Origin of the sequence: Streptomyces sp. NPDC086554 (assembly GCF_040686095.1) — a bacterium.
Taxonomy (GTDB): Bacteria; Actinomycetota; Actinomycetes; order Streptomycetales; family Streptomycetaceae; genus Streptomyces.
On record NZ_JBFBJK010000008.1, the window covers coordinates 246,867 to 272,145 of the forward strand.

The 25,279-nt window shown below is 71.8% G+C and carries 22 protein-coding genes; 16 read left to right on the forward strand and 6 right to left on the reverse strand.

The genetic code is table 11. From position 1 onward, the window contains the following. The first annotated feature begins 6 nt into the window (after positions 1 to 6). The 3 genes from AB0O76_RS15805 (at position 7) to AB0O76_RS15815 (ending at position 3,028) form a co-directional block, all read left to right on the forward strand. Positions 7 to 1,212, forward strand: a complete 1,206-nt coding sequence (locus AB0O76_RS15805) for an FAD-dependent oxidoreductase (RefSeq protein WP_365490421.1) — start codon at positions 7 to 9, stop codon at positions 1,210 to 1,212. 34 nt (positions 1,213 to 1,246) lie between these two features. Beyond that, the gene (locus AB0O76_RS15810; RefSeq protein ID WP_365490424.1) at positions 1,247 to 2,146 is read left to right on the forward strand and encodes an RNA polymerase sigma-70 factor; all 900 of its coding nucleotides are present in this window, start codon (positions 1,247 to 1,249) and stop codon (positions 2,144 to 2,146) included. Between the two features lie 324 nt (positions 2,147 to 2,470). After that, complete coding sequence (locus AB0O76_RS15815) at positions 2,471 to 3,028, forward strand: hypothetical protein (RefSeq protein ID WP_365490427.1); 558 nt, start codon at positions 2,471 to 2,473, stop codon at positions 3,026 to 3,028. A gap of 330 nt (positions 3,029 to 3,358) precedes the next feature. Here the strand turns inward: AB0O76_RS15815 and greA are convergent, their stop codons facing one another. Together greA and AB0O76_RS15825 are read right to left on the reverse strand one after the other, a co-directional pair. Next, positions 3,359 to 3,856: a transcription elongation factor GreA gene (gene greA, locus AB0O76_RS15820; RefSeq protein WP_365490430.1), complete on the reverse strand. Its 498-nt coding sequence runs from the start codon at positions 3,854 to 3,856 to the stop codon at positions 3,359 to 3,361. 176 nt (positions 3,857 to 4,032) lie between these two features. Next, on the reverse strand, positions 4,033 to 4,440 hold the full coding sequence (locus AB0O76_RS15825; RefSeq protein WP_365490433.1) for a DUF4307 domain-containing protein: 408 nt from the start codon (positions 4,438 to 4,440) through the stop codon (positions 4,033 to 4,035). A 113-nt stretch (positions 4,441 to 4,553) separates the two neighbouring features. Between AB0O76_RS15825 and mca the strand changes: the two genes are divergently transcribed. Next, positions 4,554 to 5,435, forward strand: coding sequence for a mycothiol conjugate amidase Mca (gene mca / locus AB0O76_RS15830; RefSeq protein ID WP_365490436.1), 882 nt, complete (start codon positions 4,554 to 4,556; stop codon positions 5,433 to 5,435). A 19-nt stretch (positions 5,436 to 5,454) separates the two neighbouring features. Then, positions 5,455 to 5,661 carry a hypothetical protein gene (locus AB0O76_RS15835; RefSeq protein ID WP_365490683.1) on the forward strand — a complete coding sequence of 69 codons (207 nt, stop codon included), beginning with the start codon at positions 5,455 to 5,457 and terminating at the stop codon, positions 5,659 to 5,661. A 91-nt stretch (positions 5,662 to 5,752) separates the two neighbouring features. Here AB0O76_RS15835 and AB0O76_RS15840 read toward each other — a convergent pair whose 3' ends face one another. Continuing rightward, positions 5,753 to 8,947 carry a tetratricopeptide repeat protein gene (locus AB0O76_RS15840; protein WP_365490439.1) on the reverse strand — a complete coding sequence of 1,065 codons (3,195 nt, stop codon included), beginning with the start codon at positions 8,945 to 8,947 and terminating at the stop codon, positions 5,753 to 5,755. 82 nt (positions 8,948 to 9,029) lie between these two features. Further along, on the reverse strand, positions 9,030 to 9,455 hold the full coding sequence (locus AB0O76_RS15845; protein WP_365490442.1) for a MerR family transcriptional regulator: 426 nt from the start codon (positions 9,453 to 9,455) through the stop codon (positions 9,030 to 9,032). Between the two features lie 56 nt (positions 9,456 to 9,511). Here AB0O76_RS15845 and AB0O76_RS15850 point away from each other — a divergent pair, with 56 nt between their 5' ends. From AB0O76_RS15850 to AB0O76_RS15900, 11 genes are all read left to right on the forward strand, one after another. Next, complete coding sequence (locus tag AB0O76_RS15850) at positions 9,512 to 10,468, forward strand: SDR family NAD(P)-dependent oxidoreductase (RefSeq protein ID WP_365490445.1); 957 nt, start codon at positions 9,512 to 9,514, stop codon at positions 10,466 to 10,468. Positions 10,469 to 10,726: 258 nt separating this feature from the next. Beyond that, on the forward strand, positions 10,727 to 12,094 hold the full coding sequence (locus tag AB0O76_RS15855; protein WP_365490448.1) for a lysine 2,3-aminomutase: 1,368 nt from the start codon (positions 10,727 to 10,729) through the stop codon (positions 12,092 to 12,094). Next, on the forward strand, positions 12,094 to 13,806 hold the full coding sequence (locus AB0O76_RS15860; RefSeq protein ID WP_365490451.1) for a class I adenylate-forming enzyme family protein: 1,713 nt from the start codon (positions 12,094 to 12,096) through the stop codon (positions 13,804 to 13,806). The genes AB0O76_RS15855 and AB0O76_RS15860 overlap by 1 nt, the downstream gene beginning before the upstream one ends. A gap of 32 nt (positions 13,807 to 13,838) precedes the next feature. After that, positions 13,839 to 15,821 carry an FAD/NAD(P)-binding protein gene (locus tag AB0O76_RS15865; protein WP_365490454.1) on the forward strand — a complete coding sequence of 661 codons (1,983 nt, stop codon included), beginning with the start codon at positions 13,839 to 13,841 and terminating at the stop codon, positions 15,819 to 15,821. A 42-nt stretch (positions 15,822 to 15,863) separates the two neighbouring features. Further along, positions 15,864 to 17,285, forward strand: a complete 1,422-nt coding sequence (locus tag AB0O76_RS15870) for an adenylosuccinate lyase family protein (protein ID WP_365490457.1) — start codon at positions 15,864 to 15,866, stop codon at positions 17,283 to 17,285. Next, positions 17,282 to 18,565, forward strand: coding sequence for an MFS transporter (locus AB0O76_RS15875; RefSeq protein WP_365490460.1), 1,284 nt, complete (start codon positions 17,282 to 17,284; stop codon positions 18,563 to 18,565). Before AB0O76_RS15870 ends, AB0O76_RS15875 begins: the two co-directional genes overlap by 4 nt. 32 nt (positions 18,566 to 18,597) lie before the next feature. Further along, positions 18,598 to 20,115, forward strand: a complete 1,518-nt coding sequence (locus AB0O76_RS15880) for an amino acid adenylation domain-containing protein (RefSeq protein ID WP_365490463.1) — start codon at positions 18,598 to 18,600, stop codon at positions 20,113 to 20,115. A gap of 26 nt (positions 20,116 to 20,141) precedes the next feature. After that, a complete protein-coding gene (locus tag AB0O76_RS15885) occupies positions 20,142 to 20,381 on the forward strand; it encodes an acyl carrier protein (protein WP_360776914.1) in 240 nt (79 codons plus the stop codon). Further along, on the forward strand, positions 20,378 to 21,703 hold the full coding sequence (locus AB0O76_RS15890) for an FAD-dependent oxidoreductase (RefSeq protein WP_365490466.1): 1,326 nt from the start codon (positions 20,378 to 20,380) through the stop codon (positions 21,701 to 21,703). The genes AB0O76_RS15885 and AB0O76_RS15890 overlap by 4 nt, the downstream gene beginning before the upstream one ends. 32 nt (positions 21,704 to 21,735) lie before the next feature. After that, entirely contained in the window at positions 21,736 to 22,140 is a 405-nt protein-coding gene (gene paaI / locus AB0O76_RS15895; RefSeq protein WP_365490469.1) for a hydroxyphenylacetyl-CoA thioesterase PaaI, read from the forward strand. Positions 22,141 to 22,161: 21 nt separating this feature from the next. Continuing rightward, positions 22,162 to 22,755, forward strand: coding sequence for a TIGR03086 family metal-binding protein (locus tag AB0O76_RS15900; protein WP_365490472.1), 594 nt, complete (start codon positions 22,162 to 22,164; stop codon positions 22,753 to 22,755). Between the two features lie 65 nt (positions 22,756 to 22,820). On the opposite strand, the gene AB0O76_RS15905 is transcribed toward AB0O76_RS15900, so the two are convergent. Together AB0O76_RS15905 and AB0O76_RS15910 are read right to left on the reverse strand one after the other, a co-directional pair. Further along, the gene (locus AB0O76_RS15905; RefSeq protein WP_365490475.1) at positions 22,821 to 23,762 is read right to left on the reverse strand and encodes a LysR family transcriptional regulator; all 942 of its coding nucleotides are present in this window, start codon (positions 23,760 to 23,762) and stop codon (positions 22,821 to 22,823) included. A 10-nt stretch (positions 23,763 to 23,772) separates the two neighbouring features. Then, entirely contained in the window at positions 23,773 to 25,212 is a 1,440-nt protein-coding gene (locus tag AB0O76_RS15910; RefSeq protein WP_365490478.1) for an MFS transporter, read from the reverse strand. Positions 25,213 to 25,279: the final 67 nt, after the last annotated feature.

Here is a 25,279-nt window from a genome sequence, read left to right on the forward strand (position 1 = left end):
GACATCATGGCTGAGAACACCGATGTGGTGGTGATCGGCGGCGGGTACGCCGGCGTCATGGCGGCCAATCGCCTGACGCAGCGCGACGACGTGACCGTGACGCTGATCAACCCGCGCCCGACCTTCGTCCACCGGATCCGCCTGCACCAGCTGGTGGGCGGGACCGACGCCGCCGTCGTCGACTACCAGGAGGTCCTGGCGCAGGGCGTCCGGCTGGTGGTCGACAGCGTGACGCGGATCGACGCGGCCGGGCGCGGTGTGGAGCTGGCGAGCGGTGCTGCGGTCGGCTACGACTACTTGGTCTACGCGGTGGGCAGTGGCAGCGCCGACCCGCGGGTGCCCGGGGCGGCCGAGTTCGCCTACCCGATCGCCACCCTGGAGGAGGCCGAGCGGCTGCGGCCGGTCCTCGACGCCGCGCGCACGACGGCCGCGGTGACGGTGGTCGGAGCCGGGCCCACCGGCATCGAGACCGCCGCCGAACTGGCCGAGCAGGGCCGTACCGTCACCCTGGTCTGCGGCGGCGTGCTCGGCCCGTACCTCCACACCCGGGGCCGGCGTTCGGCGGCCGGGCGGCTTGCGGCACTCGGAGTGACCGTGCTCGACGGCTCCGACGCCAAGGTGACGGCGGTGACCCGCGATGCCGTGCGGCTCGCCGACGGCCGCGAGCTGCCGAGCGCGGTGACCATCTGGACCGCCGGCTTCGGTGTGCCGGACCTGGCCGCACGCAGCGGGCTGAGCACCGACGCACTGGGCCGCCTGCTCACGGACGAGACGCTGACGTGCGTGGATGACGATCGCATCGTCGCGGCCGGGGACTCGGCGGCGCCGTCGGGCCTGCCGCTGCGGATGAGCTGCCAGGCCGCGATGCCGCTGGGTGCGCGGGCCGCCGACACGGTGCTCAGCCGGTTCGCGGGGGAGCAGCCCGAGACCCTCAACCAGTCGTTCGGAGCGCAGTGCATCAGCCTGGGCCGGGGCACCGGCATCTTCCAGTTCGGCAACAGGTCCGACGTCGCGGTGTGGTTCCACATCGACGGTCGCCTCGGCGCGAAGATGAAGGAGGCCGTGTGCAAGGGCGTCGTGAAGCACCTGGCCGATGAGGCGCACAAGCCCGGCGGGTACCGCCTGCACCGCATGAAGGGAGGCGCCGGGCGCCAGGAGGCGCTGGAGGCCATGCGCGCCGAGGCGCCGGTCGTCGCCGAACGGGTTTCCTAGGTCCGGACCGGCCGAGGGGGGAGATGATCAAGACATGATTGATGATCACGCCGTTGACCGGGCGACCGAGATATTCGTCGCCCACCGCAATCTGCTCTTCACCGTCGCGTACGAGATGCTCGGCTCGGCGGTCGATGCCGAGGACGTCCTCCAGGAGACCTGGCTGCGGTGGATCGAGGTCGACCTGGAGCAGGTGCGCGACCAGCGCGCGTACCTGGTCCGGATCACGACCCGGCAGGCGCTCAACCGGCTGCGCACGATGTCGCGGCGCAAGGAGTCGTACGTGGGCCCGTGGCTGCCGGAGCCGCTGCTGACCACGCCGGACGTGGCTCAGGACGTCGAGCTCGCCGAGAGCGTGTCGATGGCGGTGATGCTCGTCCTGGAGACGCTGTCGCCGACCGAGCGGGCCGTTTTCGTGCTGCGCGAGGTCTTCGACGTCGGCTACGACGAGATCGCGGCGGCGGTCGACAAGACCCCGGCGGCCGTCCGCCAGATCGCGCACCGGGCCCGCCGGCACGTGGATGCCCGGCGCCCGCGCGAGGTGGTTTCCCAGAGCGAGACGCGGGCGGCTCTGGAGTCGTTCTTGCGGGCACTGGAGGGAGGCGACCTGCAGGGCCTGCTCGACGTGCTCGCGCCTGAGGTCGTCTACATGGGCGACGGCGGCGGCGTGAAGCACGCTGCGCTGCGGCCGATCGTCGGCGCCGACAAGGTGGCCCGCCTCTTGGTCGGCGGCCTCGGCAAGAACACGATCCCGATCGCCTTCGGCCCCACCGTGGTCAACGGCAGCCCGGCACTGGCGGTCCACCTGGACGGCGAGTTGGACGGCATCCTCGCGGCCCACGTAGAGGCCGGCCGCATCACCGGCCTCTACGTCGTCCGCAACCCCGAGAAGCTGTCCCACATCGCATCCGCGACCCCGCTCACCCTGCGATGAACTCCCAGTCACGATCAGCCACTTGGGGATCAGGCGCAGCCCCTTGTCCGGCTGTGGTGCGGCTTGCCCACTTGACAACGACGTACGCGTCGAACAACCCGAAGGCCGCCTGGTGACCATGCCGCTGCCCCTCCACGAGCCGACGCCCGGCGGACTGGGCGCGCCACCTGAAAACGCCACGTCGCGCCACCCCTTCCACCACGTGGAGATGTCTACCAACATGAGCATGACGAACCGGGCCAGAGCGTCGAAGGTCGGGCATTTTCGCGGTCTGTCGAGGGGGTCAGATCTGGCAGTACGGCATCAGCTTCACGGAGGAGAGCCATGAGAAGTCACGCGAGACAAGCCGTGGAGTGGCTGGCCGCCGCAGCGACGGACCCCCGGGCATGCAAGCGGGCATGGCACGCAGAGCGCGGGACCGCAGTACTGGCATCCGGGCGGTTCTGGGATGTGCTGAGTGTGCCGGAGGAGCTGGGTCTTTTCACCCTCGACGTCTTGTTGCGCACCCCGCTGCAGGAGCCGGGCCCCACGCTTGCGGACTTCGCCGCGCACCGGGTGGGCTTCTTCCTGCCCCCGGATCCCGAAAGTCGCTGGGTCGGCTCCGGCATCCGTTACGCGGGCAAGGGCGCGTGGATTGCCGCACCGGCTCCCCAGCGGGCAACCGGCCCTCTGCGGTGGCTCGTCCCTCCCGACGGCAGCGGCACCCTGTTTACCCCAACCGCCGTGGAAGTGGCGCTCCATCAGGCCACGGGGATACTCGCCACCCTGCTCGAACCGGTCGCACCCCACGACCCTGGCCGGACGACCGCCGGCAGCGGGACCCGTCGCGGCCGCCGCTACCCACGCGGAACGAGCGCACTGGACGGCAGCAGGCCTGAGTGATCGCCTACGTCGCGTCTCCCCTTCTTGGGCGGGGCGGCGAGGGCGGCCCACTGGGCATCGTGCCAGCCAGGCACTATCCGCCCCTTGGCCCACCACTCGGTCACCAAGGCGGAGTAGATCGGCGGGTTCACCCCGTACGCATCGGTGCTGTCCATGCCGCTGCAACATGGGCGAGGAGGGCGACGGCACGCTCGCCCCGGACGATGCCCCCGAATCGAGTGAGCACGCCCCCCTCGATCGGGGCCATGTACTTGTCCGACAAGAACTCCACGGCATGCGAAGGCCCCCGGCACGGAGCGCGCCGGGGGCCTTCGTCGGCCGAAGCGGGTCTCAGGCCTGGTACGGCTTCGCCTCGAGGATCTTCACCGAGGCGAACTTGCCGTTCGGCAGTTCGTACTGCGCGTCCTCGCCGATCTTCTTGCCGTTCACGCCGCTGCCCAGCGGGGACTGCGGCGAGTACGTCTCGATGTCGGCGCTCGCGTACTCACGCGAGGCGAGCAGGAAGGCCAGGGTGTCGTCCTCGTCGCCGTCGAAGGCGATCGTGACGACCATGCCGGGCGCCACGATGCCGTCGGCGGCCGGCGCCTCGCCGACCTTCGCCTGCTCGAGGAGCTGGGTCAGCTGGCGGACGCGGAGCTCCTGCTTGCCCTGCTCCTCCTTGGCCGCGTGGTACCCGCCGTTCTCGCGCAGGTCGCCCTCCTCACGCGCCGCCGCGATCTTGGCCGCGATCTCGGTGCGCGCAGGACCAGACAGGTACTCCAGCTCGGCCTTGAGCTGGTTGTACGCCTCCTGGGTCAGCCAGGTGACGTTCTCGCTGGTCTGGGTCACAGGTGCTCCTCGTAGGTACTGGGAATACAAAGCATCGCCCTACCCAGAAGGATGTTCCCTCACGGGTGGGCGAAACCACGAGCCTAACAATTCAGGCGAGGAAGGGGGAGGACATAAGCCATCAGAAATACGTCAACGCAGGTGAGCGCGGTAAAGCCGGTGGACGTCAGTCTGTGTCAGTCGGAGTGGCAGCCGAGTAGCTCGACACTGGTCGCCTTCTCGGTCGTACGCAGCGTGACGACCTTGTCGATACGGCCGGTCTGCTGGTCGAAGCGGAAGTCGGCGCGGCCCACCTCGGCGCCGGACTCGGCCTGCGAGCGCAGGGTGCAGTAGCCCCGGGCGTCGGCGTCCTTGCGTACTTCCAGATGCGCCTCGACGGCCTTGTCGGAGACGACGTCGAACTTGATGACCTCGGCACTGACCTTCGTACCGCTGACGTAGTCGTAGCCGAACCAGCCGACGACGCCGAGCAGGATCACGCCGAGGACGGAGCCCACGATCATGAGCTTGCGGTCGGCACGTTCGTCCGCCGTGCGCGAGCGGCCGTATCGACCCTCGGGGAGCTTGTCGCTCACCGCCGCCATGATCTTCCTCCAGGAATAGGGCTGCCGGAATTTTCCGCCCCCCGGTTCCGTCACTATAGAAGCCGCCCATTGCGCCGAAATGACCAGGGCGCCGGATCACTGAGGATCGAGTCTTGACTGAGCAGCTGCGACTGATGGCCGTTCACGCCCACCCCGACGACGAGTCGTCGAAGGGCGCGGCCACCATGGCCAAGTACGTGTCCGAGGGGGTGGACGTGCTCGTCGTGACCTGCACGGGTGGGGAGCGCGGTGACATCCTCAACCCCAAGCTCCAGGGCGACACCTACATCCAGGAGCACATCCACGAGGTGCGCAAGAAGGAGATGGACGAGGCGCGCGAGATTCTCGGCGTCAAGCAGGAGTGGCTCGGCTTCGTCGACTCGGGGCTTCCCGAGGGCGACCCGCTGCCGCCGCTGCCCGACGGCTGCTTCGCCTTGGAGGACGTCGACAAGGCCGCCGGTGAGCTGGTCCGGCAGATCCGCTCCTTCCGTCCGCAGGTCATCACGACGTACGACGAGAACGGCGGATACCCGCACCCCGACCACATCATGACCCACAAGATCACGATGGTGGCGTTCGAAGGGGCGGCGGACCCCGAGAAGTACCCGGAGAGCGAGTTCGGGCCGATTTTCGAGCCGCAGAAGCTGTACTACAACCAGGGCTTCAACCGGCCGCGGACCGAGGCGCTGCACCAGGCGATGCTCGACCGCGGCATGGAGTCGCCGTACGGGGACTGGCTGAAGCGGTGGGACGAGTTCGAGCGGGTCGAGCGGACGCTGACCACGCACGTTCCGTGCGCCGACTTCTATGAGATCCGCGACAAGGCGCTGATCGCGCACGCCACGCAGATCGACCCCGAGGGCGGCTGGTTCCGGGTGCCGATGGAGCTCCAGAAGGAGGTCTGGCCCACGGAGGAGTACGAGCTCGCGAAGTCGCTCGTCGATACATCCCTCCCCGAGGACGACCTCTTTGCGGGCATCCGCGACAATGCCTAGCGTGAACGCACATCTGGCAATGACGCATCTCGTCCCTCTCGCCAAAGAGGTCGACGATGACAAGGTGACTCCGGGTGTTCTCGGCTTCATCGTCTTCGCGGTGATGGCACTCGCCGTCTGGGGGCTGATGAAGTCCATGAACAAGCACATGCGGAAGGTCGACTTCAAGGAGCGGGACGGCTCCGCCGAGGGTCAGCCGTCCGAGGCTGAGGCCCAGCGGGGCTAGGCGCCCCCGCCGGATCCCTCGTCTGCGGGTGCCTTGTGGTTGCTCGCGCAGTTCCCCGCGCCCCTTACGGGGCGCTCCTGCGCGCTGCTGATCAGCTCGGCGTTGTTACCGTCACCCCCATCACCTCTCGGGAGTGGCGGTTGGGGACCATGCCCAGGCGCCAGGCCTGCCAGCCCGACTCCAGGTCGGCGCCGCGCTCCAGGAGGAGCGCGAACGCCTCCAGGTAGTCGTCCAGCTTGCCGTCGCGCGTGGGATGCCCCGCGCGTGACAGCTGGCTGAGCTCTTCCTGGGCGACCGCGGTGCCGATCTCCCAGCCGCCGGGTGACGCGTACGGCAGCAGGGTGCAGCGCAGGAAGCGGGCCCAGTCCTCGCCCCTGCGGTCTCCGTACGAGGTGAAGAGCGCCACCGCCTCGTCGCACAGGGCGAGCGCCTGCTGACCCCGCGCGTTGCCCGCGTCGACCACCGCCAGCTCCAGGCACGTCCAGGCCTCGCCGTGCGCGACGCCGATCCGCTGGAAGTCGGCGCGGGCGTCCACCAGGAGCTGGCGGGCGAAGCCGGAGTTGCGCAGCGAGCCCGTCTGGGCGGCCCGCTGGTCGCGGGTCACGCGCGCCGAGTGATGCCGCGCGCACGCCAGGCCGTACACGTCCCGCATCCGCGAGAACATCGTCCGGGAGCGTTCGAGTTCGCGCACCGCCTGGTCGAGACTGCCCGCCTCCTCCAGGGCCTGCCCCAGGTAGTACGCGCTCCACGCCTCGCCGCGCGCGTCCTCGTTGTCGCGGTGCCGGGAGACCGCTTGGCGCAGGCCGTCGACCGCGGCCGACGCGTCGCCGTCCACCAGACGGGCCCGCGCCAGCTGCGTCAGCGCCCACGCCTCGCCGCGGCCGTCGCGCGTGCGCCCGTACAGATCGAGGGCGCCCCGCAGCTGCTCCTCCGCGCGCGGCACGTCCCCCATGCGCAGGCAGAGCTGGCCGAGCTGGAAGTGCGCCCAGGCCTCGCCGTGCAGGGAGTCGTTCTCGCGGTGCAGGGCGAGGGAGGACTCCAGGAGGCCGAGGGCCTGGTTGAGATTGGCGCGGTCACGCTCGACCGCCGCGAGCGCGTGCATCGTCCAGGCCCGGTCGCCCGCCAGCTCGTCAGGGCCCTGCAGCTCCAACGCCTCGCGCAGCCGCGCCGCCGCGTCCGTCAGCTGGCCCTGGTGGTGCAGCGTGATCCCGAGGGAGCACAGGGCGAGGGCGGCGCCCGCGTCCTGGTGGGCCTCCATGTACAGGTCCACCACCGACGTCAGGGTCGTCCGCGCCTGGTCGAGCTCGCCGAGCTGCCGGGACGCGATGCCCGTGCGCCACCGCACGCTCCGGACGAGCAGACCCTGGTCGACGGCCTGCGTCAGCTCGCTGATCTCGCCGAGGCGGTAGAGGTCGCCGCGCAGCAGGCAGTAGTCGCACAGCGCGCCCAGGAGATTGAGCACCGCCTCCTGGTTCACGCCCTCCGCGTGCCGCAGGGCGGCGGTGATGAAGCTCGACTCGTCGTCCAGCCAGCGCAGGGCGGCGTCGAGGGAGGCGAAGCCGTGCCCGTCGAACTGGCCCGCCCGCGTCGACATCTTGCCGTCGACCAGGCGGATCACCGACCCTGCCAGCTCGCTGTAGCTGACGATGAGACGTTCCTGCGCGGCCGTGCGCTCGCCGGGCTCCTCCTCGTCGATGAGGCGGGCGAGCGCGAAGGCCCGTACGAGATCGTGCAGGCGGTAGCGGCTGCCGCGTACGTGGTCGACGAGGCCCGCGCGCGACAGTGCGGTCAGCTGGCGGGCCGCTTCCTTCTCGTCGGCGCCGAGCAGGGCGGCCGCGGCGGCCGCCCCCAGGGACGCCCGGCCGGCGAGCGCGAGCCTGCGAAGGAGGCGGCGCGCGGGCTCGGACTGGTCGGTGTAGCGCAGCCACAGGACGCGCTCGACGGGCTCCACGGGGCCGTACGCGGCGAGGTCGGCGGCGAGCTGACGCGGCGTACGCGATCCGATCGAGGACCCGGCGACGCGCAGCGCGAGCGGCAGACCGCCGCACAAGTCCCTTACGGCGTCCGAGGATTCCGCGTCGTACGGGCCGGACGCATCCTCTGAGGCCTCGCGCAGCAGCTCCTCCGCGCCCGCCGGGTCGAGCGGCTCCACCGGCAGCTGGTGCACCCAGGCGGGCAGGTCGGCGGGGAGTTCGAGCGGCTTGCGGGCGGTGACGAGGACGAGGCTGTCGGAGCGCTCGGGCACCAGCGTGCGCACCTGCTCGACGTCGCTCGCGTCATCGAGTACGACGGTGACGGCGAGCCCGGTCAAGTACTGGTGGTAGAGCTCGCTCAGCCGCCTGACCTGCTGCTCCTGCGACGATCGCTCCCGGAAGAGCAACTGCTCGCGCGGGGCGCCCAATCGATTCAGCAGATGCAGCAGCGCGTCACGCGTGGACAGCGGCTGGGAGCTTTCGCCCCGCAGGTCCACGACGCAGGCGCCGCGGAACTGGTCCCGCAGATCGTGCGCGGCGCGTACGGCGAGGGAGGAGCGCCCGGAGCCGGGCGCACCGTGCAGCACGACCACGGTCGGCCGCGTCTCGGTGCTCGCGCGCGCCGCCTGCACCCACTGCGCGACCCGCGCGAGCTCGGCCCGCCGCCCCGCGAACGACCCCTCCAACTCCGGAAGTTGAGCGAACGACTGCTCAAGAACGGTACGCCGCCGGGCCGCAGCGCTCTTGTCCGTGCCCCGAAGCCGGGGTGCCGACTTCTGCTTGCCGGACGAGGCCTGGAGCACCCGCTGCTGGTCGAGGAAGGGCCGAATGCCCCGCACCTCAAGGGCCGTCAGCCATTGCAGCCGCAGCTGCTCGGGCCCGCCCGGCTGGCTGATCGCCCCGGCGCGGCGGCTGGCCGCGGGCACGTGGGCGGCGGTCACCTTCAGGACGGTCGTCGCCGCGCCGACCACGGCGACGGCCGCGCCCGCGCCGAGCGCGGTGGACGCGCCGGTGCCGAGCGCGAGGTCGGCCACACAGGCCCCCACGGCGGCAACCACCGCCACGAGCAGGGGAGTTCCGGCCCCCTCCTTGGCGTACCGCTGTCCGAAGGAGAGCTGCCCGGCCGCCGCCTCGTCGACGGCCTGCGTGTACGCGGCGTACTCCTCGGCCGCCGTCTGCTCCATGGCGTCGAGCGCGCCGCGGGCCCGCGAAAGCAGCACGGCACCGTCGGTACGGCCGCCGGAACGCCGCACCTCTTCCTCCACCGCCCGTACCAACAGCCGCTCGGCTTCGGCCCGATGGCTGTCCCGCATATGGGTCCCCCTCCGAAAGCAATAGTCGCCTTGAGCCACAAGTGTCCTGCGTACGGGGCGCGGACGCGAGGGCGTCGGCGGATCACGTGGGGGTGTGCCCGGTGGGACTCCACGGGTCCTCGGCGACACCGTCCGCCACGAGTTCCTCGTACACCCCGACCTTCCGCTTGATCAGGCCGAGGCACGCGGTGAGCTCGTCGATGCGCTCGGTGATCTGCTGCTGATGCGTGCGCAGGATGGCGAGCCGCTCGGCCTCGTTCCCCGGCCCCTTGCGGGCGAGCTCGACGTAGCGCCGGATGGTGGCGAGGGGCATCCCGGAGGCGCGGAACCTGGTGCAGTTGATCAGCCACTCCACGTCCAGCTCGGTGTACACGCGGTGGCCGCCCGAGCTCCGTCGGACCGGCTCGATGAGCAGCCCTTCACGTTCGTAGAGCCGCAGCGTGTGCACGCTCAGGCCGGTGCGCTCCGATACGTGGCCGATGCTCAGCTCCTGCACGGTGTGAACCATGGTGCCCAGGGTACGGCGTTGACCTAGACCGAGGTCTAGATCCTAGCGTGCAGGCCATGGGAACACCTCAGCACAAGATCGGTTCGGGGTTCGGCGCCCGCAGCACGGCCGACGACGTCCTGGACGGCATCGACCTCTCGGGCAGGCTCGCCCTCGTCACCGGCGGATACTCGGGCCTCGGCCTGGAGGTCACGCGCTCGCTCGCCCGCGCCGGGGCGCACGTCATCGTCCCCGCCCGGCGGCGCGCCACCGCCCAGGAGGCGGTCGCCGGCATCGACGGAGTGGAGGTCGACGAGCTCGACCTCGCCGACCTGGACAGCGTCCGCGGCTTCGCGGAGCGCTTCCTCGCCACCGGCCGCCGTATCGACATCGTCATCAATAACGCCGGCATCATGGCCTGCCCCGAGCGGCGGGTCGGCCCCGGCTTGGAGTCGCAGTTCGCCGTCAACCACCTCGGCCACTACGCGCTCGTGGGCCGCCTCTGGCCCGCGCTCGCCCCCGGAGCGCGCGTCGTCGCCGTCTCCTCCGCGGGACACCAGCTCTCCGACGTGCGGTGGGACGACCTCCACTTCGAGCGCGGCTACGACAGGTGGCAGGCCTACGGGCAGGCGAAGACCGCCAACGTCCTGTTCGCCACGCACCTCGACGCGCTGGGCCGGGACTCCGGGGTGCGCGCCTTCTCCCTTCACCCCGGCGCCATCATCACCCCCCTCCAGCGCCATCTCGACCGGGCGGACATGGTCGCCAAGGGCTGGATCGACGAGCAGGGGAACGTCGTCCACCCCGACTTCAAGACCCCCCAGCAGGGCGCCGCGACCTCCGTCTGGGCTGCGACATCGCCGCTTCTGGCCGGCCTGGGCGGCGCCTACTGCGAGGACTGCGACATCGCCGAGCTCACGACGAGCGACGAGGGCTGGTCCGGCGTACGCGACTACGCGCTCGACCCGGACCGGGCGGCGCGCCTGTGGGCGCTCTCCGCCGAACTCACCGGCGTGGACGCCTTCCATAAATGAAATGGCAATGAACTGCCATTTCGCGGCAACCCCCTCCCACCTGCGTCGAGTTGCCCTGGGCATCGTGCGATGCCCAGGGCGTGCTTGATCACCCCATGGGCCCGAGTGAGGATCTGGTGAGCGGCAGGAAATCTGTCTGAAACACGGGGCGCGACCCATTTCGCACGGTCGAATCCACCGCCCCCTGTTTGAGCTTTCCACCCTTATTCCCTTGGGGGAAACATGCCTCACCAGCCCTATGCCTATCGACAAAAGGAATTGACCGAACCCGACTGGCGCCGCATTCCCGGATGGCGCGATGTGACCCCGGAACAATGGCGTGATCCGCAGTGGCAGCGCGTGCACTGCGTCAAGAACGCACGCCAACTGCGGGCCGCCTACGGCGACTTGCTCTCCGAGGACTTCTACCGCGATCTGAAGCGCGACCAGGCGGAGCGCGCCACGATGTCCCTGCTCCTGCCGCCGTACGTGCTCAGCATGATGGTGCCGGACGCCGTGCCGAGCACCGAGGCCATGTACGCCGACCCGGTGCGCCGTCACATGCTGCCGGTCTTCTCCGACCGCGACGAGGAGTGGCCCTCGCACCCGTACGCGTCGCGGGACTCGCTGCACGAGGCCGAGATGTGGACCGCGGAAGGCCTGACGCACCGTTACCCAACAAAGGTCCTTGCCGAGTTGGTGTCCACTTGCCCTCAGTACTGCGGGCACTGCACCCGCATGGACCTGGTGGGAAATTCCACGCCGCAGATCTCGAAACTCAAATTCTCGGTGAAACAGCAGGACCGCTATGAGTCGATGCTCGACTATCTGCGCGCCACCCCCACGGTGCGCGATGTCGTGGTCTCCGGCGGAGATGTCGCCAACGTGCCCTGGCCGCGCCTCGAATCCTTTGTCTCGGCCCTTCTCGAACTGGACCACATACGCGATATCCGCCTCGCGTCGAAGGCCCTGATGGACCTGCCGCAGCACTGGCTCTCCGACGACGCCCGCCGCACCATGGGCGGCCTCGCCGAGACCGCCCGCAAACGCGGCGTGAGCCTGGCCGTGCACACGCACGTCAACAACGCCCAGCAGGTGACCCCGCTCAACGCCGAAGCGGCCCGTTCCCTCTTCGAGTCGGGCGTGCGCGACGTCCGCAACCAGGGCGTGCTGATGCGCGGGGTGAACGACACCCCCAAGGAGCTCCTCGACCTGTGCTTCGCGCTGCTCGACGGCGCCGGAGTCATGCCGTACTACTTCTACCTCTGCGACATGATCCCCAACGCCGAGCACTGGCGCGTCTCCCTGGGCCATGCCCAGGAGCTGCAGCAGGCGATCATGGGCTATCTGCCGGGCTTCGCGACGCCGCGCCTGGTCTGCGACGTGCCGTTCGTCGGCAAGCGCTGGGTCCACCAGGTCGATCACTACGACCGCGAGCACGGCATCTCGTACTGGACCAAGAACTACCTGACCTCGCTGGAGCGCGACGACCCGTACGCGCTCGCGAAGACCCACGAGTACTACGACCCCATCCAGACGCTCAAGCCCGAAGGACAGGAGTGGTGGCGCACGCACGGCCGCGCCCAGCAGGCGCCCGTGGCCGCGACGCCCCGGACCGCATCCATCACCAGCGGGGAGACCGAGTAGTGTCCGAAAACAGCCCCATCGCGCCGCTGTCCGTACGCGAGAAGTTCATGGCCGACCCCGAGCTCGGCGCCGGGAACTTCCTCGAGTACGCACTGAAACACAACCCCGAACTCGACGCGCCCCTCGTCTACGACCACCGGCTCGACGAGCGCGGACACGTCACGCTGCGCGGCTACAGCCTGCGCGAACTGGCGGACATCCGCGACCAGTACGCCCGCTGGTACTGGACCAACGGCGTCCGCCCCGGCGAGCCCGTGGCGCTGTACATCGCCGAAGGGCTCCAGCCGATCCTGCACTTCCTGGCGCTCACCGCGCTCGGCGCGATACCCGCGCTGGTCAACGACGCGATGCCGGTCGCGACGGCGCGACGCTACCTCGACCACGTGGGCGTGGCCGGGGTGGTGGCCGACGACCCGCGGCTGATCGGCGCCACCTACAGGCCGGGCCAGCCGCGCCCCCGGTTCATCGTGCCCAGCTCGGAGATCCGCGCCCACGACCCGGAGTCGGGATCGCTGCCCGAGCAGTACCCGTACCGGCACGCCGCCGACGAGGTGGTCGCGCTCATCCACTCCTCGGGTACCACCGGCACGCCCAAGTCCACCCAGGTCGCGCACCGGCAGTTCTGGGTCGGCAAGGAGACCCGGATGGTCCGCTTCCCCGCGGAGCCGTACGACCGGCTGCTCTCCCTGATGCCGCACACCCACGCCGGTGGCCTCAGCTACCTGCTGACCACGATCCTGCTCGGCCTGCCCACGCTGACCATGGCCGACTGGCGGCGCGAGGCCGTGGAGCCGGTGATGGAGGCCTTCCGGCCGACGATGGTCGCCTCGTTCCCGCGCACCTTCGTCGAACTGGCCGCCGGTGAGCTGCCGGTGAAGGCGGCCGCCAAGGTGCACACCTGGTTCAACACCGGGGACGGGGCGCACTACGGGCACATCCGCCGCCTGGTGAGCCTCGGCGAGCGGCCGAGCGGGCTCATCCAGCCGTGGCTGCTGCCCGAGGGCGATGCCGAGGGCGCCGTCCTGCCCGGCTCCCGGTTCATCGACGGCCTCGGCTCCTCCGAGATGGGCATGGCGCTGTTCGGCCAGGTCACCACCCCGGAGTCGGAGCGCGACGACCGCTGTGTGGGGCTGCCCGTCGAGGTGGTGGAGCGGGCCGCCGTCCTGGACGACGACGGCAACGACGTGCCCGACGGGACCGTGGGCTACCTCGCGGTGAAAACCCCGACCCGCACCCCCGGCTACTGGAACGACGCCGCCCTCACCAAGAGCTTCGAGCTGAACGGCTACTGGCTGACCGGAGACGTGGCGCTGCGCAAGCCCGACGGCCGCTTCTACCACCTGGACCGGACGGCCGACGTCATCCACACCGCCGACGCGACCGTGCACAGCCTGCCCCTGGAGGAGGTGCTGATCGCCGACTGCGCCGAGCTGGTCCAGGACTGTGCGGTGGTCGGCGTGCCGGGACCCTCGGGCGAAGGTCAACTGCCCGTCGCTGTCGTGAGGTTGCAGGCCGACAGCCCGCTGAGCGACCCCAAGGAGCTGCTCGACGCGGCCAACCGGCAGCTGGCGGCCGCGGGTCTGCACGCCCTCGCGGCGGTGTCCGTGGCCGAGAGCGAGGCCGACTTCCCCACCGGCCCGACCGGCAAGGTCCTCAAGCGCGAGCTCCGCACGCGCCACGCCTCCGCCCTCGCCGGCGGACCGGCCGCCTGAAGGACGGGAGCGGGGGAGTGGACGGGAGAGCAGTGGAATACGACGAACGAACCAGGACCATCGGTGTGATCGGCGCGGGACCGCGCGGTCTCTCCGTGGTCGAGCGCCTGTGGGCGAACGGCGCCGAGTCCGGGCAGCCCGCGGTGATCCATGTGGTGGACCCCTACCTGGGGATCGGGGGCCGGGTCTGGCGCACCTCACAGCCGGCGGAGCTCCTGATGAACACGGTGGCCTCCCAGGTCACCATGTTCACCGACCCGAGCGTCGCCTGTGAGGGGCCGATCAGAACCGGGCCAAGCCTGCACGAGTGGGCCAAGTCCGTGGTGCCGTCGGCGCCTGCGGGCGCCCTGCCGGACCGGGCCCGCCGGGAGGCGGCCGCCCTGGGGCCCGACACCTATCCGTCAAGGGCCTTCTACGGCCACTACCTCGCGTGGGTCCTGGACGAGCTGGTCCGCACCGCCCCGGAACACATCTCCATCCGGCTGCACCGCAACCGAGCGGTGCGGCTCGCGGAGACCGAGACGCGGGCGCAGATCGTCACCCTGGACGACGGGACCAGCCTCCTCCTTGACTGCGTCGTGCTCGCGCAGGGCCATGCGGACATGCCGGTGTGCGCGGACACCGAGATGGCCGGCCTCCGGGAGCACGCCCGTGCCCACGGCTTCGGCTATCTACCGCCCGGCAACCCGGCCGAGGCCGATCTGGCCTTCGTCGCGCCCGGCGAGCGGGTCGCGCTGCGCGGGCTCGGGCTGAACTTCTTCGACGTCCTCGCCCTGTTGACGGTGGGCCGGGGCGGGGAGTTCCGCCGAGAAGGCGGAGAAGGCGCAGAGGGCAAAGACGGCAAGGAGGGCGGTACGTTGCGCTACCGGCCTTCCGGCAAGGAGCCCAGGATCGTCGCCGGGTCCCGGCGCGGCGTTCCGTACCACGCGCGCGGCGAGAACCAGAAGGGTCCCTTCGGGCGGCACGTGCCCGCGGTCCTGACACCGGCGCGGATCGCCGCCCTGCGCGGGCGGCGCCAGGACGGAGAACAGATCGAGTTCCGGCGGCACATCTGGCCGCTGGTCGACCGCGAGGTCACCGCCGTGTACTACGCGACGCTGATCTCCCGGCGGCGCGGCCCCGGCGACGCCAAGGCGTTCCTGGCCGAGTACACCACGCTGCCGGTCAGCGGCCCCGCGGACGATGAGCTCCTGGCGCGCCACGGGATCGGCGCCGACGAGCTCTGGGACTGGGACCGCGTCGCCCGCCCGTACGGCGACCGCGTCTTCGCGAGCCCCGCCGCGTACCAGAGCTGGCTCGTCGGCCATCTGCGCGAGGACCTCGCCGAGGCCCGGGACGGCAACGTCGACAGCCCCCTGAAGGCCGCCCTCGACGTGCTGCGCGACCTGCGCAACGAGGTGCGGCTCGTGGTGGACCACGCGGGTATCACCGGCGAGTCGTACCGGAAGGGGCTGCAGTCCTGGTACACGCCGCTCAACGCCTTCGTGTCCATCGGCCCGCCGCACAGCCGCATCGAGGAACTGATCGCGCTGGTCGAGGCGGGCGTGGTGGAGATGGCCGGACCTGGCCTGCACATCGCGGCCGCGCCGGACGGCTTCGTCGTCAGCTCCCGCGAAGTCCCCGGCTCCGAGCGGCGGGTGACCTCGCTCATCGAGGCCCGGCTGCCCGACCTCGACATCCGGCGCACCTCCGACCCGCTCCTGCGGGACCTGCGCGAGCGCGGGGCCTGCCGCCCGTATCTCATCCCCACCGGCACGGACGGGCACGTGGAGACCGGCGGCCTGACCGTCACCCAGCGGCCCAACCGCCTGGTGGACGCGGCGGGGCGGCCGCACCCCTACCGGTTCGCGTACGGGGTGCCGACCGAGACGGTGCACTGGGCCACGGCGGCGGGCATCCGGCCCGGGGTCGACTCCGTGATCCTCGGCGACGCCGACGCGATCGCCCGCGAGTGCCTCACCGTCGACCTGGAGCAGCGGCGCCCGTCCGCCGCGCTGGCCGGCGCCACCTGGTAACCCCCACAAGTACAGAAACAAGCACAGAAAGAGGAATGCCCCGTGCCTGTTCACCCCCCGACGCGCGACAGAGAGACCGGGACGGACTCCGGCCTGTTCAACCCGGTCTGGGCCACGGGCCGGGCCCCCGAGGCCCTGAGTGAGCAGGCCTGGATCGCCGCCATGCTGGAGGCCGAGGGAGCGCTCGCCCGCGCTCAGGCGCAGCTCGGGGTGATCCCCGGGCGCTCGGCGGACGTCATCACGGAGGTCGCCCGCACCCTGCGGATCGACGCCCCGACGCTCGCCGAGCGCTCCCGCGGCGCCGCCAACCCCGTCGTCGTCCTGGTGCAGGAACTCACCGCGGCGGTACGGGAGGTGGCGCCGGACGTCGCCGACCAGGTGCACCTGGGCTCCACCAGCCAGGACATCCTCGACTCGGCGACGATGCTGCTCGCCGTCCGCACCCTGGACGGCATCGGCGGCGACCTCGGGCGGGTGGCCGCCGCGCTCGGCGACCTGGCGGGGCTGCACCGCGCGACGCCGATGGCCGCGCGCACTCTCGCCCAGCATGCGGTGCCCACCACCTTCGGCCTCAAGGCGGCGGGCTGGCTCGACTCCGTGCTTGACGCGAGGGAACGGGTGCGCCGCACAGCGGCCTCGCTGCCCGCCCAACTCGGCGGCGCGGCAGGGACGTTGTCCGCCTACCAGGAGTACGCGCGCGGCACCGCCGCCGACCGCCGTGGCCACGGCGTCGAGCTCGCCGAGCGCTTCGCCGCCGAACTGGGGCTCAGCGAGCCCTCGGTGCCCTGGCACAGCCTGCGCACCCCGCTGTGCGACCTGGGCTGGCTGCTCAGTCAAGTCACCGGCGCCCTTGGGAAGTTCGCCCTGGACGTGCAGGTGCTCTCCCGCACCGAGATCGCGGAGGTCGCCGAGCCCGCCGCCGAGGGCCGCGGCGTCTCCTCCGCGATGCCGCAGAAACGCAACCCGGTGCTCGCCACCCTCATCGTGGCGGCCGCCCGCCAAGTCCCCGCGCACAGCTCCGTCCTCGCGCTGAGCATGCTGGCCGAGGACGAGCGGGCCCCCGGCGCCTGGCACGCCGAGTGGCAGCCGCTGCGCGACGCCCTGCGGCTCACGGCGGGTGCGGCGCGCACGGCCGCCGAACTCGCCGAAGGCCTTGAGGTGTTCCCCGCCCGCATGCGGCGCAACCTGGAGCTCACCGAGGGCGCCGTCGTCTCCGAGCGGCTCAACGCCGTGCTCGCCCCGCTCCTGGGCAAGGCCGAGACCAAGCGCGTCCTGGCCGTGTGCGCCCGCCGGGCCGCCACCGGCGAGGTCACCTTCGCCAAGGCGCTCGCCGACCACCCGGAGCTGCACGGCCGGCTCCCCGCCGACGCCGAGCAGCTCCTTGCGCCCGAGGGGTACCTCGGCGCCGCCGACGACCTGGTCGCGAGGGTGCTCGCCCGGCTGGCCCGCGAGGGGACCTCATGAGCCGTACGCGCCAACTCCCCGAGCTGTCCCGCGGGTTCACCTTCTGGCTGATCGCCACGGTCCAGGCCCTGCTGCTCTTCGCGTCGAGCGCGCCCTCGCCGCTGTACGGGGTGTACCAGGCCGAGTGGGGCTTCTCCGCCATCATGCTGACGGCCGTCTTCGCGATGTACGCGATCGCGCTGCTCGTGGCGCTGCTCGTGGTCGGCGGGTTCTCCGACCACGTCGGGCGCCGCAAGGTGCTCGGGGCCGCCCTGGTCGTCGAGGTGGTGAGCATGCTCCTTTTCATCACCGCCGACGGCGTCGGCCCGCTGCTCGCGGCGCGTGTCGTCCAGGGGCTCGCCACGGGCGCCGCGACCGGGGCGACCAGCTCCGCCATGCTCGACCTGCAGCCCCCGGACCGGCCCCGCATCGGCCCGCTGGTCAACAGCCTCGCGCCCGTCGTCGGCCTGGCCCTCGGCGGCCTGGGCTCCGGGCTCCTCGTCGAGTACGCGCCCGCGCCGAAGACCCTGGTCTACGCGCTGCTCCTGGTGGCGTTCGTGCTGTCGGCGCTGATCGTCCCGCTGCTGCCGGAGACCTCGCCGAAACGGCCGGGCGCGGCGGCCTCGCTGGTGCCGCGCATGGCGGTGCCGCGCCGCATCAGGCCGCTGTTCCTCACCGTGGCGCCGTGCCTGTTCGCGGTCTGGGCGGTCGGCGGCCTGTACATGTCGCTCGGCCCGTCCATCGCGGCCCGCACCCTCCACCTCGGCGGCCATCTGGTGGGCGGCCTGGTCATCTTTGCCCAGACCGGGGCGGGGGCGCTCGGCTCGCTGCTGCGCCGCAACCACCCGCCGCGCCGCACCATGACGCTCGGCTTCGTGGCCTTCCTCATCGGCGTCGGCACCACCCTCGGTGCCCTCGCCGTCCCGTCCCCGGCGCTCTTCTTCACCGGCATCGTCATCGCCGGGTACGGCTTCGGCACCGGGTTCCTCGGCGCCTTCCAGACGATCGCGCCGCTGGCCGGACCCGATGAGCGCGCCGGGCTCGTGGCCTCCATGTACGTCGTGTGCTACCTGGGCTTCAGCGTGCCCGCGGTGATCGCGGGCCTCGCCGTGCAGCGGTTCGGGCTCGGCCCGACCACCACCGTCTACAGCGTCTCGGTCATGGTCCTCGCCGTCGTGGCCTGCGCGGGGCTCCTCGCCCAGGAGCGCAGGGAGAAGCGCGCGGCCGCCGAGGTGCCCCACCTCAGGACGCCCGATCCGCAGCCCGCCCCGCCCGCCGTCCCGGCCGCCGACCACCGCTGACCACCGGACCACAGGACCACCGGAGACCCGCCATGCCCGAGAACACCCCGGAGACCGCTCCGGACGCCGCCCCCGACGTCCTCCACCGCTTCCTGCACACCGCCGACCGGTACCCGGACGCCGTCGCCGTCATCGACGCCACCGGCCCCGCGACCTACGCCGAACTGGCCGCCCGCGTACGGCGCGTGGCCGCCGCCCTCGGCCCCAGGCCCGGCACCGTCGGCGTGCTCATCGACCGCTCCGCCGGCACCGTCGCGGCCCTCCTCGGCGTCCTCGCCGCGGGCGGCACCTACTGCCCCATCGACCCGGCCTTCTCCGCCGAGCGCAAGAAGGAGCTGGCCGAAGCGGCGGGCTGCGCGGCCGTGCTCGGCACCCGGCCGGACCCGGAGCCCTTCGGCCCGCCCGTCATCGGCCCCGAACACCCCGACGCCGCCGCCCCGTTGAAGGCGGACGCACTCCCCGTGCAGCCGGATCCGGACGACCCCGCGTACGTCCTTTTCACCTCCGGATCCACCGGGAAGCCGAAGCCGGTGGTGACCCCGCGCGGGGCCATCGCGGCCGCCGTCGAATCGCTGGCGGCGCTGTTCGACGTCGGCCCCGGCGACCGGGTGCTGCAGTTCGCCTCGCTGAACTGGGACACGTCGTTCGAGGAGATCCTGCCCGCCCTCACCCGTGGCGCGACGCTGGTCTTCGACGCGGACGCCTACGCGGGCTCCCTGCCCCGCTTTCTGCGCATGCTCGACCGCATCGGCGTCAGCGTCCTCGACCTGCCCACGGCCTTCTGGCACGAGCTCGTCCACCACCTGACCGAGGCCGGCGGCGAGGCGCTGCCCGAGAGCGTGCGTACCGTCGTGATCGGCGGTGAGGCGACCAGCAGGGCCCGGCTCGAGAACTGGCGGGCGCTGCCGGGCGCCGACCGGATCAGGCTCGTCAACACGTACGGCTGCACGGAGACCACCCTGGTCACGCACGCCGCCGAGCTGCACGGCCCGCGCGCACGGGCGCGCGCCGACGGCTCCGCCCCCATCGGGCGGGCCCTGCCGCACGTCCGCGAGCTGATCGGCGAGGACGGTGAACTCCTCATCGGCGGCCCCGCGTTGGCCCTCGGCTACCTGGACCTGCCGGAGACCACCACGGAGCGCTTCCCCGCCCTCGCGGCCGGGCGGTACTTCCGCACCGGTGACCGGGTCCGGCGCGACGACGACGGCGCCCTCCACCACGAGGGACGGCTCGACGACCAGATCAAGGTCCGCGGGATCCGCGTCGACCCGGCCGAGGTGGAGGCGCAGCTCTGCGCCCACCCCGACGTCGCGTCCGCCGCCGCCACCGGGGTGCGCGCCGGTGACCACACCACCGTGGTCGCCTATGTGACGCCCGGCCGGCAGGGCGACGCGGAGGGCCTCGTGTCCGCGCTCCGCGCCCATCTGCGGGAGCACAGCCCCAGCCACCTCCGGCCGAACCGCATCACGGTGGTGCCGGAGCTCGTCCACACCGCGAGCGGCAAGGTCGACCGCCGCCGCACCCACCACCGCTACACCACCGGCGCCTGAGCCGGCGAACCCGAGGAGACACACACATGCCCACCACCGGGACCCACACGGTCGACCACGTGACCGGGATCTACCGACGCGTCCTGGAGACGGACGCCGTGCACGCCGGGTCCGACTTCTTCGACCTGGGCGGGGACTCCCTGCTCGCCACCCGCGTGATCAGCGCCATCGCCCGCGACCTCGGCCCCGAGCTGACCATCGCCGACTTCCTGGACCACCCCACGCCGCAGGGCGTGGCCGAGCTGATTGCGAGCGTGACCGCGTGAGCACCCTCATCGTCGGAGCCGGACTCGCCGGGCTCACCGCCGCCACCGAACTCGCCGCCGCCGGACGGGAGGTGAAGGTTCTGGAAGCCCGCGACCGGGTCGGCGGGCGCACCCACGGCATCGAGGTGGCGCCGGGGCAGTGGGCCGACGCCGGCGCCGCCTACCTCGGCGAGCGCCACACCGAGCTGAAGTCGCTCATGGCCCGGCTCGGCCTGACCACGGCGCCCACCACCACCGAAGGGCAGAGCAGGTTCTCCCTCGGCGGCGCCCCGCAGGGCACCGAAGGCCGCTTCCCGCCGCTGAGCCCCGTCGCCCTGGGCGAGCTGTTCGACCTCCTGGACGACGTGACCAAGGCGGTCCGCGCCGACGCCCCCTGGCTCACCCCGGACGCCGCGCGCCTGGACCGGATCAGCGCACTCGACTGGATCGAGCAGAACGTCACCCAGGCCGACGCCCGCCTCTTCTTCCCGCTCTTCCTCGGCGAGATGATGGCCGCCGACCCGGCCGACGTGTCCGTCCTGCACATGGCCTTCTACCTCTGCTCCGGCGGCGGCATCCGCTACCTCAACGCGTTCGCGGGCGGGGCACAGGAGGACCGCGTCGACGGCGGCGCCCACCAGCTGAGCGAGCTGCTCGCCGCGAAACTGGGCGACCGGGTCCTGCTCGGCGAGCCCGCGCGCGTCGTCGAGGAGACCGGCGACGGGGTACGCGTGCACACCGACGGCGGCGTCCACGAGGCCGACTCCCTGATCGTCGCCGTGCCGCCGCTGCTCGCCGACGCCATCGAGTACCGCCCGGGGCTGCCCTTCCGCCGCTCCGGCGACTCCACCGTGCCGGGCTGCGCCGTCAAGGTGCATCTGATCTACCCGCGCCCGCTCTGGCGCGACCACGGGCTCTCCGGTTGGTCGGTGAGCGCCGACGGACCGCTCCTGTCCACGGTGGACGACTCCCCGCCCGGCGACGGCGTCGGCATCCTGACCGGGTTCGTCACGGGGCGCGAGGCCAAGGAGTACGCGGCCCTGGCCCCGGACGAGCAGCGTGAGCTGGCCGTCGCCCAGGCCCGGCGGCTCTTCCCCGAGTTGCCCGAACCGACCGCCCACCACGTCACCGACTGGATCAACGACGAGTACAGCAGGGGCTGTTACGCCGCACTGTTCGGCCCCGGCGACTGGGTCGGCTTCGGACCGCGCCTTGCCACGCCGCACGGCCGTATCCACTGGGCGGGCACCGAGACGAGCACCGAGTTCTTCGGCCTCATGGAGGGCGCCATCCGTTCCGGACAGCGCGCCGCCTCGGAGATCATCGAGGCGTACGCGGGCTGATGTCCCGGCAACTACCAGTGGAGGAGGGGCAGATGGCCGAGACGCCGCAGAGCAGGGCGGACGCCATGTACCGCGAGGACCGCACCTGCCAGGAGCTCGGCATCAAGGTCGACGGCATCGCCGAGGGCCGGGCCGCCGCCCATCTGCGCCTCGCCCCCACGATGGTCAACGGCCACGGCACGGCGCACGGCGGCTATCTCTTCCTGCTCGCCGACGTGGCCTTCGCCTACGCGTGCAACACCCGGGGGGCGACCACCGTGGCGCAGGCCGCCCAGGTGTCGTTCCTCCGCCCGGCCGCGGCCGGAGACGAACTCGTCGCCGAGGCCGTCGAGCGCTCCCGGTTCGGCGCGAACGGCATCTACGACGTCACCGTCCGCCGCGCCGACGGCAAGGTGATCGCCGAGTTCCGCGGCCAGAGCCGCTCATTGCCCAAGTGACCCCGTACAGAGATGAGTCCGATGACTGACATCCGCCCCTTCGACCGCCGTGCCCTGGAGGTCACCGAGAAGATCGTCGACCAGGTCGGGCCCGAGCACCTGAGCCTGCCGACGCCCTGTGCGCAGTGGTCGCTGCGGCAGCTCCTGGCCCATATGACCGGCCAGAACCACGGCTTCGCGGCCGCCGCCGACGGCGAGGCGAGCGACGCCTCGGTCTGGGCGGACCGGGAGATCGACGACGACCCGGCGGGGTCCTTCCGGGCCTCGTCGGCGCGGGTCACCGAGGCGTTCGCCCGCGAGGGCGTGCTCGACGGCGAATTCTGGCTGCCGGAGGTGCGCGGCGGCCAGATGTTCCCGGCCCGCACGGCCATCGGCTTCCACTTCGTCGACTACGTCGTGCACGGTTGGGACGTCGCCGCGTCCCTGGGCGTGCCCGCCCCCTTCGACGACGAGACGCTCGCCGCCGTCCTGCCGTACGCACAAGAGGTTCCGGACGGGCAGAACCGCCGCGAGCCGGGCGCGTCCTTCCGCCCCGGCCTCCCCGAACCGAGCGGTGAGCGGCCGCTCGACCACGTCCTTGCCATGCTGGGACGGTCCCCCAACTGGCCTGCTTAGACCGGGACATGACGGAACCGGTGGACAGAAGCTCTGTCCACCGGTTCCGTCGCGCGACGCCCGGTCTAGCTCCCCGCCGGGGCCGGAACCGGAGACGACTCCGGTACGGGGACGTCCTGCGCGCCGCCGATCTGGCGGGCACAGTAGGCGAGCGCACGAACCCGCGCGTTCTCCTCGGCGGTGCGCCAGATCAGGGCCACCGACGTCTGCGGCAGATCCCGGATGGGTACGAAGGCGATGTCCGGCCGCGCATAGTGGCGCGCCACCGACTCGGCCAGCGGGGCGACGCCCTGTCCTGCCGCCGTCAGGGAGAGGATCTCCTGGCAGGTCTGCACCTCCTGGCCGAGGTGCAGGGCCTGGCCCGCCGGTGTCACAAGGGGCACGTGGTGGTCGCGCCAGTAGTCGGGTGCCGTGCCGGCGAGCCGGAACACGGTCGCGCCCGCGATCTCCTCGATGCGGACCGAGGCCCGGCTCGCCAGGGGGTGGTCGAGCGCGACGGCGAGCACCCGGATCTCCCGGCCGAGGACGGGCCCGACCGTCATGTCGGGCTCCTCGACGGGCAGTCGGGCCACCAGGACGTCCACCTCACCGCGCCGCAGCGGGCCAAGGAGATCGCCGCACGGCACCTCGCGCAGGATGACGCGGCACTCGGGCGCGTAGGTGCGCGCGGCCCGGATCAGCTCGGCCGCGTACCCGCCGCCCGCGGCACCGGTGAACCCGAGCCGCGTGGAACCCGCGACGCCGCGCGCCTGGGCGGCCGCGTCCGCGTAGACATCGGTCAACTGCTCGTACAGCGGCCGCAGCCGGTCGATCAGGAGCTTGCCCAGGGCGGTCATCCGGACGTGCCTGCTCGTCCGGTCGAAGAGCTGGCCGCCGACCTTCTGCTCCGCGTCCCGCAGCGTGCGGCTGACCCGCGACTGCGAGATGTGCAGCTCGCGGCCGGTCCGCCCGAAGTGGAGCTGTTCGCCGAGGGTGATGAGGCATTCGATCTCACGCAGCTCTAGCACGCCTGCTCCTTCACTCCTCGACGGTGGCCGGCGCCGCGTGGCCGCGCAGCCGGAACACGAGGAAGACCAGGGCGCCGACGCCGACCAGCGTCAGCGCGTCCACGAGCAGCGCGACATGGATGCCGTGCAGCTGCCCGCCGGACCCGGCGGCGGCCGCGCCCGCCGAGGCCACGAAGACGGAGCTCACCAGGGGGATGCCGATGGTCTGCCCGACCTGCTGGCTCTGCGTCGCCACACCGGTGGCCATGCCCTGAAGGTCCACGCTCACCGCGGAGGTCGCGATCATCATGAACGAGATCAGCGCGAGCATCGAGAAGGCGCCGTTGACGAACTGTGCCGCGATCACCCAGGCCAGCCAGCCGGGATCCTCGGTCGCCCAGACCATGGGCAGCATGAACGCGCCCTGACCGGCCACCGCGAGACCGAGCAGGGTCCTGGGGGAGACGGCCTCGATGACCCGGGGCCCGAAGCTGCCCGCGAGGATCTGTCCCACGCCGATGCCGAGGAGTACGAGACCGGAGGCCAGCGGCGAGTAGTGGAGCACGTCCTGGACGTAGATCCCGGTGAAATAGATGAGGGCGGTCTCGCCGCCGAAGATGAACAGCGCCGTCGCGTTGCCGATGGCCACGTCCGGGATGCGCAGGACCCGCACCGGGACGAGGGCGTCGGTGGTGCGCTTCTCCACCGCCCAGAAGACGCCGATCAGTACGCAACCACCCAGCAGGGACGCCGAGTTGAGGGCGGTGAATCCGGCCGCCGCAGTGTCCGTCACGCCGTAGATGATCCCGAACATCCCGGCCGTGATGAGCACGGCGCCGGGGGTGTCGAACGAGCGCCGCTCGTCCGAGACGCTCTCCGGGACCACGAAGCGGATGAGGCAGATCGCCGCCACCGCCACCGGGATGTTGATGAAGAAGGCCCACCGCCACGACAGCAGATCGGTGAGCGAGCCGCCGAAGATGGAGCCGAAGACGAACCCCGAGCTCATCATGACGCTGTTGAGCCCGAGCGCCCTCGCCCGCAGCCTGGGCTCCGTGAAGGTCGTGGTGAGCAGCGCCATCGAGACCGGTGTGATCGCCGCGGTCGCCAGGCCCTGCAGCGCACGGGCCACGAGCAGCGGCGTCGGCGACTGCGCGAACCCGCCGGCGGCCGACGCGACCGCGAGGACGGCCATGCCGCCGATGAAGACACGGCGGCGTCCGGCGTAGTCACCGACGCGCCCGAACACCAGGGTGAAGCCCGCGGCGCACAGCGCGAACGCGGTGGCGATCCACTGCAATCCGCCCTGGGTGAAGCCGAGTTCGACGCCGATCGAGGGCAGCGCGACGTTCAGGAGGCTGAAGTCGGCGGCCATCAGGAACTGTGAGGTGAGCAGCAGGACGAGGGCGGCCACCTGCCGGTTGGTCATGAGTGGTCGGACGGTCTCCGGGGAGACCAGGGTGGAGGTCACGGGGTAACTCCCATAGGGCGGAACGGGATACGGGGAGGAGGGGGATACGAGGGAAGAGCGGCCCGCC

What these genes read in the sequence shown, in the direction of transcription:
- AB0O76_RS15805 (WP_365490421.1), top strand. Translation starts at nt 7, where the DNA reads ATGGCTGAGAACACCGATGTGGTGGTGATCGGCGGCGGGTACGCCGGC.
- AB0O76_RS15810 (WP_365490424.1), top strand. Translation starts at nt 1,247, where the DNA reads ATGATTGATGATCACGCCGTTGACCGGGCGACCGAGATATTCGTCGCC.
- AB0O76_RS15815 (WP_365490427.1), top strand. Translation starts at nt 2,471, where the DNA reads ATGAGAAGTCACGCGAGACAAGCCGTGGAGTGGCTGGCCGCCGCAGCG.
- AB0O76_RS15825 (WP_365490433.1), bottom strand. Translation starts at nt 4,440, where the DNA reads ATGGCGGCGGTGAGCGACAAGCTCCCCGAGGGTCGATACGGCCGCTCG.
- AB0O76_RS15835 (WP_365490683.1), top strand. Translation starts at nt 5,455, where the DNA reads ATGACGCATCTCGTCCCTCTCGCCAAAGAGGTCGACGATGACAAGGTG.
- AB0O76_RS15840 (WP_365490439.1), bottom strand. Translation starts at nt 8,947, where the DNA reads ATGCGGGACAGCCATCGGGCCGAAGCCGAGCGGCTGTTGGTACGGGCG.
- AB0O76_RS15845 (WP_365490442.1), bottom strand. Translation starts at nt 9,455, where the DNA reads ATGGTTCACACCGTGCAGGAGCTGAGCATCGGCCACGTATCGGAGCGC.
- AB0O76_RS15850 (WP_365490445.1), top strand. Translation starts at nt 9,512, where the DNA reads ATGGGAACACCTCAGCACAAGATCGGTTCGGGGTTCGGCGCCCGCAGC.
- AB0O76_RS15875 (WP_365490460.1), top strand. Translation starts at nt 17,282, where the DNA reads ATGAGCCGTACGCGCCAACTCCCCGAGCTGTCCCGCGGGTTCACCTTC.
- AB0O76_RS15880 (WP_365490463.1), top strand. Translation starts at nt 18,598, where the DNA reads ATGCCCGAGAACACCCCGGAGACCGCTCCGGACGCCGCCCCCGACGTC.
- AB0O76_RS15885 (WP_360776914.1), top strand. Translation starts at nt 20,142, where the DNA reads ATGCCCACCACCGGGACCCACACGGTCGACCACGTGACCGGGATCTAC.
- paaI (WP_365490469.1), top strand. Translation starts at nt 21,736, where the DNA reads ATGGCCGAGACGCCGCAGAGCAGGGCGGACGCCATGTACCGCGAGGAC.
- AB0O76_RS15900 (WP_365490472.1), top strand. Translation starts at nt 22,162, where the DNA reads ATGACTGACATCCGCCCCTTCGACCGCCGTGCCCTGGAGGTCACCGAG.